At 66.4% G+C, this 14,313-nt stretch carries 10 protein-coding genes; 5 read left to right on the top strand and 5 right to left on the bottom strand.

Going from position 1 to position 14,313, the window contains the following annotated elements; genetic code table 11:
* Positions 1 to 350 precede the first annotated feature (350 nt).
* A complete protein-coding gene (gene aspS, locus ACCQ15_RS15720; RefSeq protein ID WP_014090809.1) occupies positions 351 to 2,117 on the bottom strand; it encodes an aspartate--tRNA ligase in 1,767 nt (588 codons plus the stop codon).
* 157 nt (positions 2,118 to 2,274) lie between these two features.
* On the opposite strand from aspS, the gene ACCQ15_RS15725 reads away from it, so the two are divergent.
* Complete coding sequence (locus tag ACCQ15_RS15725; protein WP_046935335.1) at positions 2,275 to 3,042, top strand: DUF3011 domain-containing protein; 768 nt, start codon at positions 2,275 to 2,277, stop codon at positions 3,040 to 3,042.
* A 469-nt stretch (positions 3,043 to 3,511) separates the two neighbouring features.
* On the opposite strand, the gene ACCQ15_RS15730 is transcribed toward ACCQ15_RS15725, so the two are convergent.
* Positions 3,512 to 3,805, bottom strand: coding sequence for an FmdB family zinc ribbon protein (locus ACCQ15_RS15730; protein ID WP_008578079.1), 294 nt, complete (start codon positions 3,803 to 3,805; stop codon positions 3,512 to 3,514).
* A 475-nt stretch (positions 3,806 to 4,280) separates the two neighbouring features.
* Here ACCQ15_RS15730 and ACCQ15_RS15735 point away from each other — a divergent pair, with 475 nt between their 5' ends.
* The 3 genes from ACCQ15_RS15735 (at position 4,281) to ACCQ15_RS15745 (ending at position 10,612) form a co-directional block, all read left to right on the top strand.
* On the top strand, positions 4,281 to 5,519 hold the full coding sequence (locus tag ACCQ15_RS15735) for an MFS transporter (protein WP_303401156.1): 1,239 nt from the start codon (positions 4,281 to 4,283) through the stop codon (positions 5,517 to 5,519).
* A 414-nt stretch (positions 5,520 to 5,933) separates the two neighbouring features.
* The gene (locus ACCQ15_RS15740) at positions 5,934 to 8,390 is read left to right on the top strand and encodes a TonB-dependent receptor domain-containing protein (protein WP_372380767.1); all 2,457 of its coding nucleotides are present in this window, start codon (positions 5,934 to 5,936) and stop codon (positions 8,388 to 8,390) included.
* A gap of 74 nt (positions 8,391 to 8,464) precedes the next feature.
* The gene (locus ACCQ15_RS15745) at positions 8,465 to 10,612 is read left to right on the top strand and encodes a phosphocholine-specific phospholipase C (protein WP_122272446.1); all 2,148 of its coding nucleotides are present in this window, start codon (positions 8,465 to 8,467) and stop codon (positions 10,610 to 10,612) included.
* 217 nt (positions 10,613 to 10,829) lie between these two features.
* Here ACCQ15_RS15745 and ACCQ15_RS15750 read toward each other — a convergent pair whose 3' ends face one another.
* Together ACCQ15_RS15750 and bla are read right to left on the bottom strand one after the other, a co-directional pair.
* Positions 10,830 to 11,777, bottom strand: coding sequence for an alpha/beta hydrolase (locus tag ACCQ15_RS15750; protein WP_372381572.1), 948 nt, complete (start codon positions 11,775 to 11,777; stop codon positions 10,830 to 10,832).
* A 112-nt stretch (positions 11,778 to 11,889) separates the two neighbouring features.
* Positions 11,890 to 12,783 carry a class A beta-lactamase gene (gene bla, locus ACCQ15_RS15755; protein ID WP_014090815.1) on the bottom strand — a complete coding sequence of 298 codons (894 nt, stop codon included), beginning with the start codon at positions 12,781 to 12,783 and terminating at the stop codon, positions 11,890 to 11,892.
* Between the two features lie 100 nt (positions 12,784 to 12,883).
* Between bla and ampR the strand changes: the two genes are divergently transcribed.
* Positions 12,884 to 13,759: a LysR family transcriptional regulator AmpR gene (ampR, locus tag ACCQ15_RS15760; protein ID WP_008578086.1), complete on the top strand. Its 876-nt coding sequence runs from the start codon at positions 12,884 to 12,886 to the stop codon at positions 13,757 to 13,759.
* A gap of 15 nt (positions 13,760 to 13,774) precedes the next feature.
* Here the strand turns inward: ampR and ACCQ15_RS15765 are convergent, their stop codons facing one another.
* Positions 13,775 to 14,269, bottom strand: coding sequence for a YcxB family protein (locus ACCQ15_RS15765; RefSeq protein WP_372380768.1), 495 nt, complete (start codon positions 14,267 to 14,269; stop codon positions 13,775 to 13,777).
* Positions 14,270 to 14,313 lie beyond the last annotated feature (44 nt).

The raw sequence follows: 14,313 nt of genomic DNA on the forward strand, positions 1-14,313 counted from the left end.
GAGCGCCTGCGGGTCGGGCATCAGATGCGTCTGCCCGGCTGGTGGTCTTACCACCCAGAGGCCTGGTTGCCGCGTGCGTTGGAATTGCCGCGCGTATCGGAGCGGCATGCAAAAAACGCGCTGCGTCACCCGCTAGAGCTTGGGTGCAGTTGCTGACAAGCACTCAGGGTGACGGAAAGTCGCGGTGCGCGATTGCTTGGCAGTTAGTTACGCACGCCATGCTGCGCATGCAGCTGTTCGATACGCGCGTTGCGTCAGCGCAGATCGGCCAGCAACGCCTTGCGCCAGCTGCCCGCTGCGCATGAACAGCACGGCCACGCAATGGGCGTGGCCGTGTGTTCGATGACGGGTCAGACCTGCTTCGGGCGCACCTGCACGTGCACTTCGGCGAGCTGGTCGGCAGCGATCGGTGACGGGGCGTCGGTCATCAGATCCTGCGCGCCGGTGGTCTTGGGGAACGGGATCACGTCGCGAATCGACTCGGTACCGGCCATCAGCGCGGCGATGCGGTCGATACCGAAGGCAATGCCGCCATGCGGCGGCGCGCCGTAGTTCAACGCGTCCAGCAGGAAGCCGAACTTGGCGCGCGCTTCTTCGGCGCCGATGCCGAGCAGTTCGAACACGGCGCTCTGCATGTCCGGGCGGTGGATACGGATCGAGCCGCCGCCGATTTCGTTGCCGTTGAGCACCATGTCGTAACCGCGCGAGACCGCGGTGCGGGCGTTGGCGCGCAGGTCGGCAATATCGTCCACCGCCGGTGCGGTGAAGGGGTGATGCAACGCGACGTAACGCTGCGCCTCCTCGTCCCATTCGAACATCGGGAAGTCGGTGACCCACAGCGGCGCCCAGCCGTCGGCGACCAGGTTGAAGTCCTTGCCGGCCTTCAGGCGCAGCGCGCCCATGAAGTCGGACACCCTGGTGTAGCCGCCGGCACCGAAGAACACGATGTCGCCATTGCTGGCGCCGACATGCTTGAGCAGCGCGGCGAAGGATTCTTCGCTGAAGAACTTGGCGATCGGCGAACTGACCTCGCCGGTCTCCGACAGCTTGATGTAGGCCAGACCCTTGGCGCCGTATTTGGCGGCGTGCGCTGCGTATTCGTCGATCTGCTTGCGCGACAGGCTGGCGCCACCGGGAATGCGCAGCGCGGCAACGCGGCCATCGGCATCGTCGGCGGCAGCGGTGAACACCGGGAATTGGCTGGCCTTGACCAGCTCGGCCACGTCGACCAGTTCCAGCGCGATACGCAGGTCCGGCTTGTCCGACCCAAAGCGGCGCATCGCCTCGGCCCAGGTCATGCGTGGGAACTGCGCCGCTAGGTCGACATCCACCACTTCCTTGAAAATGGCGCGGATCATGTCTTCGACGAAATCCTGCACGTCGCGCTCGCGCACGAAGGCGAATTCCATGTCGAGCTGGGTGAATTCCAGCTGGCGGTCGGCACGCAGCGCTTCGTCGCGGAAGCAGCGCGCGATCTGGTAGTAACGGTCGAAGCCGGCCACCATCAGGATCTGCTTGAACAGCTGCGGGCTCTGCGGCAAGGCGTAGAACTCGCCCGGATGCATGCGCGCAGGCACCAGGAAGTCGCGCGCGCCTTCCGGGGTGGCCTTGGTCAGGATCGGGGTTTCGATGTCCTGGAAATCGCGCGCATCCAGATGCCGGCGCAGCGCCTGCACCAGCTTGATGCGGGTGCGCTGCATGCGCTGCATTTCCGGCCGGCGCAGGTCCAGGTAGCGGTACTTCAGGCGGGTTTCTTCGCCCGGGTTTTCGTGCGCGTGGAACGGCAGTGGCGCGGCCTTGTTGAGGATGCTGATGCGCGTGGCGATCACTTCCACCTTGCCGCTGCGCAGCTTGTCGTTGACCGCATGACGCGCGCGCACCACACCTTCCACCTGCAACACGTCCTCGTAGCCCAGGCTGGCGGCCACCTTGAACAGCTCTGCGCTGGCGTCGTCGCCGGCCACCGGCTCCACCGTCACCTGCACGATGCCTTCGTGGTCGCGCAGGTCGATGAAGCACACCCCGCCCAGGTTGCGGGCCACGTCGGTCCAGCCGGCGAGAGTGACGGTTTGGCCGATCAAGGTCTCGTCGACCAGGCCGCAGAAGTGGGTACGCATCGAAAGCTCCGCTGAAAACCCGACGCAGGACAGCGCCGGAAAGCCGGATATTCTGGGGCCGGCGAGCGGCAGGAGCAAATGCGCGGGCGCTCATGGGCGCTTAAGTCGGTGCCCGGCTGAATAGGCGCCACGCCCCTCCTGCACCAAGGACGACACGATGCTGCGCACTGCCCTGCTGCTCTCGGGCTTCGGCCTGATCACCCTCACCGGCGCATTTGCCAGCGTCACTGCCAGCGCCCAGGAGCGTGGCTGGAATGGCCCCAGCATCACCTGTTCCAGCAACGACAACCGCCGCCGCGAGTGCGATACGCCGTTCCGCGGCCGCGCGGTGCTGGTGGAAAACATCTCCGGCACGCGCTGCATCGAAGGCCGCAACTGGGGCAGCGAGCGCGGCCGGATCTGGGTGGACAATGGCTGTCGCGGCCGTTTCGTCGACGCCCGCAGCGGTGGCGGCTGGGGCGGCGGCTATGGCCCCGGCGGCGTTGGCGGGATCGCTGGAACGGTGCGCTGCGAGAGCAACGATCAGCGCCAGAACATCTGCGATACCGGCTGGCGCCGCGCCAATTTGGTGCGCCAACTCTCCAACACGCCCTGCGTGGAAGGCCGCAACTGGCGCCAGGAAGGCGGCCGGATCTGGGTGGACGACGGCTGCCGGGGCGAATTCGCGCAGGCCCGCGGTGGCGGTGGCTGGGACGGCGGCTATGGCGGCCGCGATGACCGCCCCGGCAACGGCTATGCGATCACCTGCGCCAGCGACGACCGGCGCCTGCGCACCTGCGCCTGGGATGGCCGCTATGGCCGCCCGGTGCTGACCCGCCAGCTGTCGGACACCCGCTGTGCGGAAGGTCGCACCTGGGGCTACGACGATCGTCGCGCCACGGTGTGGGTCAACGACGGCTGCCGGGCGCGTTTCGAGGCGCGTTGATGCACTGGCCGCGCAGGCTGGCTGGGTGAGATTGGCCTGCGCGCGTCGGCGAGACACCGGCGCCAGCGTTCTGGACCACGGCACGCATCCAGGCGGATGCGGCTGTCAACTTCAGTCGGGGCGATCCATAGAAGGGCGGCAAACCGCACGCGCAACGCGTGCGTCTTAGCCTTGCAGCCTCGCGGCTACCCGCCATGCTTCACCACAGTTTGCCGGGACTGCACTTGGCCCGGCTGACGTGGGTGTATCGACACCGGCCCGGCCAGCGAGATCGTCCACCGCGCATGCCGGGCGCTACCGGGGAACGCAGTCCTGGCCGCGGCGAACGGCGGTGGGATGGCACAGCCGTCCGGGTTGGCGGCAAGCACCCATGCAATCCTCCGCGACACAGCCGGCAGCACGGTGCTCGACGTGGAGTCGTTGCAACGCGCAACCGCGCTGTGCGGCGCAACCTGCACGCCGCGGCCACTTATGCCGGATCGGACGCGGGCTTGGCGGCCGGCTTGCTCTCCGCGGTTGCCGCCGGTTTGGCATCGCCGCCGGCGCTGCTGCTTTCGGTGAGGTTCTTCTTTTTCTCGCCGGCCGACTTGAAGTCGGTCTCGTACCAGCCGCTGCCGGACAGGCGGAACGACGGCGCGGTGACCTGGCGCTTGATCGTGGCAGCGGCGCAGGCCGGGCAGGTTTGCGGATCGGGGTCGGCCATTTTCTGCAGGCGGTCGAATGCGTGGCCGCAGGTAGTGCACTGGAAACCGTAGATGGGCATGGCAGGGATCAGCTGAAGACGTCGCAAGGGGCGCAAATTCTAGACGCATGCGGGCTGGCAAGGGCAGCGCGCCGCCTGCGCGGGCAGCAGGCGGCCGGTGATGCGTCTACATGGCCGGCGCCAGGCGACGGCGGCAATGTGCAGTGGCCGCTTCGACGCCCGGCACATGCCGATGGGCTGCGCGCACCGACGCAATGCCGCCCCACCCTGCGCAGGCGTGGCTGTCGGCAGCGTGGGGCGAGCGCAGCGCACAACACCTCTGCGTGCACGCCATGCGATCGACACATGCATGGGTTGCGTATCCAAGCAACGCAACGCGCGAGCAATCGCAAAACACCCCCCGCGGCAATCACATCCTCACGCACAATCGCCGAAAAACGCGCACGCGCCAACGGCGCCGATCGAGCCGCACCGACCAGGCTGTTACACTCGAACACGTGATCGACGCGCCTTTTCCCCCACGAGGGCCGCATCCATGTTGCGGTTGACTGCCTTATTGCTGGGCGTTGCCCTGCTACTCACCGGTAGCGGGTTGCTCGGCACGCTGCTCGCCGTGCGTGGCGATCAGGCCGGCTTCGATGCGCGGGCGTTGGGGTTGATCATGTCCGGCTACTTCGCCGGCTTCTTTCTGGGCACCTTCTTTGCACCGCCGCTGATTCGCCGCATCGGGCATATCCGCGCGTTTGCGTTTTATGCGGCGCTGGCAGCCATTGCGGTGTTGCTGCATCCGATCTGGTTGAACGCCTGGGGCTGGGGCGTGCTGCGCCTGGTGACCGGCGTGGCGTTGGTCGGCCTGTACACCGTGATCGAAAGCTGGCTCAACGCCGAGCCCGACGCGCGCCGGCGCAGCCGGGTGTTTTCGGTCTACATGGCGATCAATCTGTCGGCGCTGGCACTGGGCCAGGTCCTGCTCACCATCGGCGATGCAGGCGCACCGGCGATGTTCACGCTGACGGCGATCCTGTTCTGTGCAGCGGTGATGCCGGTGATGACCACGCGGCTGATCCCGCCCGAGGTGCCGCATGTATCGCGCCTGCGGTTGGTCACGCTGTATGCCCTGGCGCCGGTGGCCACGATTGGCGCCGGCCTTTCCGGCCTGGCGATGGGTGCGTTCTGGGGCTTGCTGCCGGTATATGCCAACCGCATCGGGCTGGATTCCGACGGCGTGGCGATGTTCATGCTCACCGCCATCGTGGGCGGTGCGGTGCTGCAGTGGCCGATCGGGCGCATCAGCGACGGGCATGACCGCCGCATCGGCCTGGTGACCGTGAGCGTGCTGGCCGCCGGCATCGCGACCGCTGCCGCGTTGCCGATGGTGCAGACACAGACCACCGTGTTGTTCGTGCTGTTCTTCGTCTATGGCGGGTTGGCGTTTTCGCTGTACCCGTTCGCGGTGGCGCACATGCTCGATTACCTGCCGCGCGAAGACCTGCTTTCCGGCAGCAGCAGCTTGTTGCTGGTGCATGGCGTGGGTGCGGCGATCGGCCCTGCATTGGCCGGCGGCGCAATGCAGAAGTTCGGCCCGGCCGCGTTGCCGGTGTATTTCGCGGTGATGTTGTTGGCCCTGGCGGGCTTCACGTTGTCGCGGCTGCTGCGCTTCACCCGCCGCCGCCCCCATCCGATCGCCTTCCGCCCGATGCTGCGCACCACGCCGTCGGCACTGGAGTTGATGCCGGAAACACAGCAGACCGAAACGCCACCGCGAACCAAGTAACGCTGACCGTGCTCTCTCGCGCTGGCTTTAGGATGGTCGAACAATTCGATCAGCGGACTGCACACCTGCGACTGCGGCCAGCGCGGTTGTGCTGGATCTCGAAACTTCGCTCGCTGCCTGGTGCGGTGGCTTCGCCGATTGCGGGACCGATGGCGGCATGGATGCCGCCATCGAGTCCCCAAGGGATGGGCTCACGGCGTGTCCAGAAGCGGTGAGGCATCGCGCTATCGACCGACTCCGCGTTTGACCCAGCCCGTTGACCAACCCACATCCCGCTTGGCCCAAGATCTCGTCAGCTCGGCTGGAAGCATCCGAACGCCGCTAACCAAGCTAAACAAGCTAACCAAGTCTTCGCTCTGGCTATGAGGCTGCATACATCCGGCGCGTGATCGCGACCTCGCCTGTAGCGCGGTCATGATCACGCAACGCAAGCGCGGCAGTCTTTCCAGACCCCCTACCCCGCTGTGGATTTCAATGGATTCGATGTCCTCCTTGCGCGTGCGCCGTCCTGCCACGCTGGCGTTACTGCTGGTTCCGCTCACCCTACCGGCGTATGCACAGCAGGTTCCCGACGGCGCAACGTCCGACCCGGCCGTCACCGACGAGCAAGTATCGACGCTGGATCAGGTGCAGGTGGTCGGCCAGGCAATGACCTATTCCAAGACCACCGTCAGCAAGGAGATGCTGGACCGCCAGTTCGTGCTCGGCAGCGTCAACGATGCGCTCAACGAACTGCCCGGCGTGGTGGTGACCGAAGGCGATGCCTTCGGCTCCTCGGATTGGGGCACGCAGATCAGCATGCGCGGCTTCGTCAGCAATCGCGACACGCAGCAGATCGGCACCACCATCGACGGCGTACCCAATGGCGGCTCGGCATACGGCGGCGGCTCCAAGGCCAATCGCTTTATCGACATGCCGGATCTGGAAACGGTGGAAGTGAGCCAGGGCACCGCCGACATCGCCTCGCGCTCCAACGAAGCCCTGGGCGGCACCTTGAATTACCTCACCAGCGAACCGCTGGAAACGCAGCGTGTGCGCGTGATCGGCGGCATTGGCGATAACCAGGCGCGCAAGTACTACGCGCGCTACGACACCGGCCTAATCGGCGGCAATACGCGTGCCTGGGTCAGTGGCTCGTCGGCACGCAATGACGACTGGATCGACGGCAGCGGGCACACCAGCCGCGATCACCTGGCCGGCAAATTCGTCAGCGTGCTGAATCAGTGGACGCTCAGCGGATACGCATCCTACGACGATGCCGACGAATCCGAATACACCAGCGTGACCCCGGAGCAATTCGCGCGCGACCCGGAGCACGACCTGTTGACCGGCACGCTCACCGGCATTCCGTACCTGGACCAGAACTACCGCTCCGGCTCGCGTGCCTTGCGCAAGAATACGTTCGGCTACCTGCGTGGCGCCTTGGATGGCGGCAATGGTTTCAAGACCACGCTGACCGGCTATGCGCACCGCATGCAGGGGCGCGGCGACTGGATTCCGCCGTATCTGGTGGATGTCAGCAACGATGGCGCCGGCGCACCCGAATCCGAAGCGCGTGGCGGCAACACCGTGTATGGCGGCAGCGATCTGGGCAAACTGTATTACCTCACCCCCGGCGGCGCGGCTACCACCATGTTGGCCGGTTGCGCCGGCAGCGACGCGGTGCCGGCCGAATCCAATCCGGCCTGCTATCCGGCCGGTTCGGTGCCGGTGCAATCGTATCGACATAGCCACTACGACAATCACCGCGCCGGCGCGATGGCCGATGTGGAATGGCGCACCGATCTCGGCGCCATCGACAACACCGTGCGTGCCGGTGCCTGGCTGGAACGCGTTGAACGCAGCGTCACCCGCGACTGGCACCGCCTGCTCAACGTCGGCACCAACATCAGCTTCGATCATCAGCCGTACTGGGTGCAGTTCAAGGACAACTACCAGACCGACGAGCAGATGTATTACGTCGAAGACGTGATGCGTTACGGCGCATTCGCATGGCGCGTGGGCGTCAAGCAGTTCTTTGTCGACCAGACCCGCGACCGCCGCATCGGCGATGCGCAGCATGTGCAATCGGATTCGCGGTCCGACCCGCTGCTGTCGGCCGGCCTGACCTGGACCACACCGGTGCAGGGCCTGGAGGCCTTTGCCGGCTACTCGCAGAACTTCGCCGCGATTGCGTCCGGCGTGCTGGGCGAAACCGACCCGGTGGCGCTGAGTAGGGTGAAACCGGAAACCGCCGACAACATCGAACTCGGCCTGCGTGTCAGCCGCTGGCCGTTGACCGGCAGCGTCACGCTGTACGACATCCGCTTCGACAACCGCATCGTGTACGTGCCGGCCAACTTCGTCACCGGTATCGACTACCTGGGCGAAACCGATGGCGTGTACGAAAACTTCGGCGGTGTGCATGCGCGCGGCGTGGAAGCAGCGCTGGGCTACGGCTGGGACAACGGCTGGCGCATCAATGGCGCCTACACCTACAACAAGGCCGATTATCTCGGCAGCGGCGATGCCGCGCGCGATACCGCCTTGGAGATCACGCCCGGTGCGCAGGTGATCGGCCAACCGCGCAATACGCTGGTGGTGTCGGCCGACTGGCGCGGCCAGGCATGGCGCTTCGGTGTGTCCGGACGCTACCTGGGCAAGCGCTACCTAGACGCATCCAACCGCGCCGCACTCGATGGCGTGACCACCTTCGATGCCAATCTGGGTGTGGAACTTTCGCAACTGACCTCGCAGCTCAAAGGCCTGCAGCTCGCGCTCAACGTCAGCAACCTCACCGACAAGCGCTATCTGGAAGGTGTGGACGGTAGCGACAGTGCCTTCATTGCCGCCCCGCGCACCGTCGGCCTGACCCTGACGCTGGACCTGTAACGGCGAACTGCCATGCTATGCGATGCCCGCACCAGGCACCGGCGCGGGCAGTCCTTCCGATGCGATGAGCCCACATGATCGATCTGCCCCGACGCCGCCTGCTGCAAGCCGGCCTCACCAGCGGCGCGGCCGCGTTGCTGCCCAGCATCGCGCGCGCCGCAGCCATCGCGCCGGACCGGCGCAGCGGCACGCTGGAGGACCTTCGGCATGTGGTGATCCTGATGCAGGAAAACCGCGCGTTCGATCATTACTTCGGCGCGCTGCCCGGCGTGCGGGGTTTCGGCGACCGTTTCCCGATCCCTGCGCCCCCCTTGCCGGGCGCACCGGCGCGCACGGTGTGGCTGCAACCCAGCGAGGACGGCCGCCAGTGGTTGACGCCATTCGCGTTGGACACGGCCGCGCAGTTCGGCTTCATGCGTGTCAAGGGCACCCCGCATAGCTGGCCGGATGCACAACAGGCCTGGGACCATGGACGGCTCGGGCACTGGGCTGCCGCCAAGCACAATCATGCACTGGGCTATTACACGCGCGCGGACATTCCGTTTCAGTACGCGCTGGCCGACGCCTTCACCATCTGCGATGCGTACCACGCTGCGATCCAGACCGGCACCAATTCCAATCGCGTGTTCCTGTGGACCGGCGGCAACGATCCGCAGGCGCGCGCAGGCGGCCCGGTGATCGGCAATTCGCACGACAACTTTGCGGAACTGGGCGGCTTTGCCGAGCCGTATCGTTGGGGCACCTACGTGCAAGCCCTGCAGAACGCCGGTGTGTCCTGGCAGATCTATCAGGACATGGCAGACAACTTCACCGACAACCCGCTGGCCGGCTTTGCGGCATTTCGACAGGCGTACAGCGCCGCGCCCGGACATGATCCGCAATTGCGCGCGCGTGGCGTGAGCACGCGCGGTCTCGCGCAGTTGCGCCAGGACGTACTGGGCGGGCGCCTGCCTGCAGTGAGCTACATCATTGCCGACGCGGCCGGCAGCGAGCATCCGGATCCGTCCAGCCCCGCCCAGGGCGCGGCCTACACCGCACGCGTGCTGGATGCGCTCACTGCCGATCCGGCGGTGTGGAGTCGCACCGCCTTGCTGGTGATGTTCGACGAGAACGACGGCTTCTTCGACCATCTGCCGCCGCCCGCACCGCCGTCGCCGGATGCACACGCAACGGGCGGGTTTGCCGGCGCATCGACGCTGGCCACCGACGATGACTATCACCGCCACCCGGCGCCGGGCGAGCAGAACGTGGATCTTCCCGAGCTACGCGGGCGGCCCTATGGGCTTGGCCCGCGCGTGCCGATGTATGTGGTCTCGCCATGGAGCCGCGGCGGCTGGGTGGATTCGCAGGTGTACGACCACACCTCGGTGCTGCGCCTGCTCGAACGCCGCTTCGGCGTGCCCGCGCCGGAAATCACGCCCTGGCGGCGTGCAGTGTGCGGCGATTTGACCAATGCCTTCGATTTCCGCCAGGCCGATGCGCGCGCGTTCGTCGCCGCGCTGCCGGATGTCGGTGCAACCGCTACGCGCGCGGCCGCCTTGCGCGAACACGCACTGCCGCCGTTGCCGGCCACGTTGCAGCCGCCCGAACAACCGTTCGGCGTGCGCCGCTCGCGTGGGCTGCCATATCGTCCCAGCGTGGAGCTGGCCCACCTGCCCGAGCGCGGCGAAGTGACGCTCCGCATGGCCAATGCGGGCGCGGCGGCGGTGCTGCATGTCTACGACCGCTTCGATCTAGCGGCAATTCCACGCCGCTACACAGTGGGAAACGACGCCATCGTGGACGGCACGTGGACCACCTACGACGGCCGCTACGACCTGTGGCTGCTCGGTCCCAACGGCTTCCATCGCCATTACCGCGGCGACCTCGATGCAGCGCCGCTGCTGGCCGAGATCACGCAGGATCCGAACGATTGCACTTGCGTGCTGCTATCGCTACGTCATAGCGGCAACATTGCCGTGCAGATTGAGCTGCAGCCAGGTGCATATACAGCCGCACAGCCGCGCGAGCGCCTGAGTCTTGCACCCGACACCACCGTGCAACGGCGCTGGAAGGCGGCAGCAACCGGCGGCTGGTACGACCTGTGGGTGCACCACGACAGCGCGGCCCAGCATCTGGCCGGGCGCATCGAAACCGGTGCAGACAGCGTCAGCGACCCGGCCATGGGTGGGCCGGCGCGATTGCAGCAGGACATGCCTGTCTCGATCGGCGCACTCGGCTAAGCGTGGCTAACAAGACCACAGCGCTCACCGCCGGATGGGCGCGGCCGATCCTCGACGCGGAATCTCCCACTCTTACACCGCAGTTTTAAGCGCGCTGCCTCAGACCCTCCTGGCGACTGTTCGCTCGGTTTTTGATGGCCGTTCCAAGTCTTGCAGCGGCGGTATGCGCTGCGTACACATGGGGCTGCCTGATCAGCAGGCTTGCGCACAGTCACACTCAGCGCGCGCCAGTCGCATCAAGCACGCCGATCGTGTGCAACCAGGTTTCCACCAACTGCGGCCACTGCGCGATCGGCAGCCCTTTGGCGCGCAGACCGAAGGCATGGCCACCCTGGGCGTACACATGCATTTCCACCGGCACGTCGGCATGGTTGAGCGCGACGTAGTACGCCAGCACCTGCGAAACGCCGTCCACGTGATCGTCTTGCGCCTGCAACAGGAAGGTCGGCGGGGTATCGGCGACGACGCGAATGTCCGGGCGCAGGTCCAGGTGGGTGGGATCGCGGGTGGCGTCATCCTCGTCCTCGTGCGCCCACAAATGGCCCGGATACACGGCAATGGCGAAATCCGGGCGACAGCTCACGCGATCGGCGGCATCCACCGGCAGATACGTGCGCGCTGCAAAATGCGTACTGATCGCGGCCACCAGGTGACCACCGGCAGAAAAGCCGAGCACACCGATCTTGTGCGGATCCACGGCTAACTGGTCCGTCTGCTCGCGCACCATCCCCAACGCTCGTTGGGCATCCTGCAGGGCTGTTTGCACCTTCGGGTAATAGCGGCGGTCGTTGACCCAGGTCGGCCCCGAGTTCGGTACACGGTATTTCAACAGCACACAGGTGATACCGCGCGCGGTCAGCCAGTCGCAGATTTGGGTCCCTTCCAGATCCATGGCCAGGACTTGATAACCACCGCCCGGGAACACCAGCACCGCCGCGCCGGTGTTGTGAGCCTTGGGCTTGTATACCGTCATCGTCGGGCGGCTGACATCGCTGACCTTGGTCCATGGGTAACGCCCCTCGCCGGTGCCCACTGATTCGGGCTTCGGGTGGCGCACCGCATCAGGCACCGCGCGCGGCCAAAGCGGTATTTCGACCTGACCAGGCGCTGGCTGCCAGGCGCGCGCCGGTGCGAGCCCATGCACAAGCAGCAGCGCAACTGCCATCCACCCATGACACGACCTGATTTGCACGATTGGACCTTGAAGGGTTGAAGAAACAGAAAGCACGTCGTGAACTCATGCGCGAATGACGCGCGTGAGACACCGGACCTCGCACTCACGCCGCGATGCTCTCGCGCACCGCGACCGCCACCGCCTTCAGCGCCGCATCGCGTGCCGCGTCGTCGACCTTGGCACCGTTCAAGTACGTGGTCAGCAACAGGGGCGCGCTTCCCTTCGGTGGCCAGAGGATGGCGATGTCGTTGCGCGTGTCGGTGCCGTTGCTGCCGGTCTTGTCGCCGATCTTCCAGCCGGCCGTGAGCCCCGCACGCAGGCAATCGTCGCCGGTGCGATTGTCGATCATCCAGTCGGTCAGCTGCTTGCGCGAGGCTGGCTGCAGCGCGTCGCCAAGCAGCAGCGTGCGCAGCGTGGCGGCCATTGCCGCAGGCGTGGTGGTGTCGCGGGGGTCGCCGTCGGCGAACCGGTTCATCTGCGGCTCGTAGCGGTCGGTGCGGGTCTGGGCATCGCCGATACCGCGCAGGAACGCAGTCACCCCGGCCGGTTCGCCGACCAGCGGGAACAGCAGATTGGCGGCCGGGTTGTCGCTATAAATCATCGTGGCCCGGCAGAGCTCGCCAACACTGAGCGAACCGCCGACATGGCGTTCGGTCACCGGGGCATGCTCCAGCATGTCGGAGGCACGGATCCTGACCTGCTGCGCCAGCGTCAGCTTGCCCTGGTCCACCCGCCGCAGCACCGCGGCAGCCAATACAAATTTGAAGGTGCTGCACATTGGAAAGCGCTCGTCCTCGCGCTGCCCGAGGCGCTTGCCGGTGGCGCTGTCGAGCAGGCAGATGCCCAGCCGGCCTCCGGTGCCACGTTCGATCTGCGCCCACTGTGCCCGCAGCATGTCGTCCACGTTTACCGCGGGGGTGAGTGCCCATGCGGGTCTGGACGCTGCAAGCAGCACGCCAGCGCCGGTTGCGTGCAGGAACTGTCGCCGATTCAACATGCGGTTGCCTCCTTGAGAGAGCCCGCAGTATCGATGCGCAGGATGCAGCCGACCATCGCGATGTTTCGATCTCAGGCATGAATTGAACTAATCTCTACCCATGCCCCGCCCCCGCCTGCCGCTCAATGCCCTGCGCGCGTTCGAAGCCGCCGCGCGCCATCAGAATCTGACCCGCGCGGCCAATGAGCTATGCGTCAGCCAGGCCGCGCTGAGTCACCAGATCAAGGCGCTGGAGCAGCAGTTGGGCACCAGCCTGTTTCACCGCCTGCCGCGCGGTGTAGCGCTGACCGACGAAGGCGCCGCGCTGGCGCCGGTGCTCGGCGAGGCCTTCGACCGCATCGCCGCCACCTTGGAACGCTTTGCCGATGGCCGTTACCGCGAGGTGCTCAGCGTGGGCGTGGTCGGCACCTTCGCCACCGGCTGGCTGTTGCCACGGCTGGCTGCATTTCATGCAACGCACGCGGATATCGAACTGCGCCTGTCCACCCACAACAACCGCGTCGACCTGGCCGGAGAGGGCCTGGATCTGGCCATCCGCTTCGGCGATGGCGATTGGCAGGGCCAGGTTGCCGAAGCCGTGATGGAAGCGCCCTTCGCGCCGGTGTGCGCGCCGGCAATGGCGCGCGGCTTGCGCGTGCCGGAGGATCTGGCGCGTGTGCCGCTATTGCGCTCGTATCGCCTGGATGAGTGGCCGCAGTGGTTCCGCGCGGCGCGTGCGACGGAGGTGCCTGCGCGCGGCAGCATGTTCGATTCGTCGCTTACCCTGGCCAGCGCAGCGGCAGCCGGCGCCGGCGTGGCGTTGTTGCCGTTGCCGATGTTTCGCCAGGACCTGGATGCCGGGCGCCTGGTCTGCCCGTTCCCGATCACCATCGACGCCGGGCGCTACTGGCTGACGCGGCTACGGTCGCGGCCGCAAAGCGATGCCGGGCGCCGGTTGCGCGATTGGCTACTGGCCCAACAGCACGTCAGCAGCTGAGCAGCGCTGCCACTCTCAGAGCGCCTTGGATGTCTTTCCCACCCGCAAGGCCAACTGGCGAAACGCCTCGAACTGCGCCCTGTCGGCGAACCAGTGCGGGCAGAACAGCTCGAACAGCCGGTCGTTGTGGTACAGCAACAGCACCCGGTCGTTCTCGCGGACGCGGATGTAATCGGTCCAGGGCCGGCGGAAATGCCCGTCCGCCCAGGTGACTTCCAGACCGTTTTCGTCCCATGCGTAGGTGTAGGTATGCCGCAGCGAGGCCTGCTGCGCATGCAGGCGTTTGATCCGCCGCGGCAGGCCCCACACGTGCAACGCCACCAGGCCGAGCAACCCACCGCCACCGCCGCCGATCAGCACCGGGCCGATGATCTCGCTCGCGCCGCTCAGGTGCAGCAGCTCGATCAACAGCAGGACTGCCAGAAACACGAGCAGGCGTTTCGCATCGTGACGCGCATGCAAGCGCTGCGCGGCCAGATGGTCTTCCAGACTGATGGTGACGCTGATCATGCGCGCGACATCCGTGTGTGGCTCAACGCGCAGCGTAACCCACG

The sequence above is a fragment of the Xanthomonas sp. NCPPB 1754 genome, from assembly GCF_041475725.2.
Classification (GTDB): Bacteria; Pseudomonadota; Gammaproteobacteria; order Xanthomonadales; family Xanthomonadaceae; genus Xanthomonas; species Xanthomonas euvesicatoria.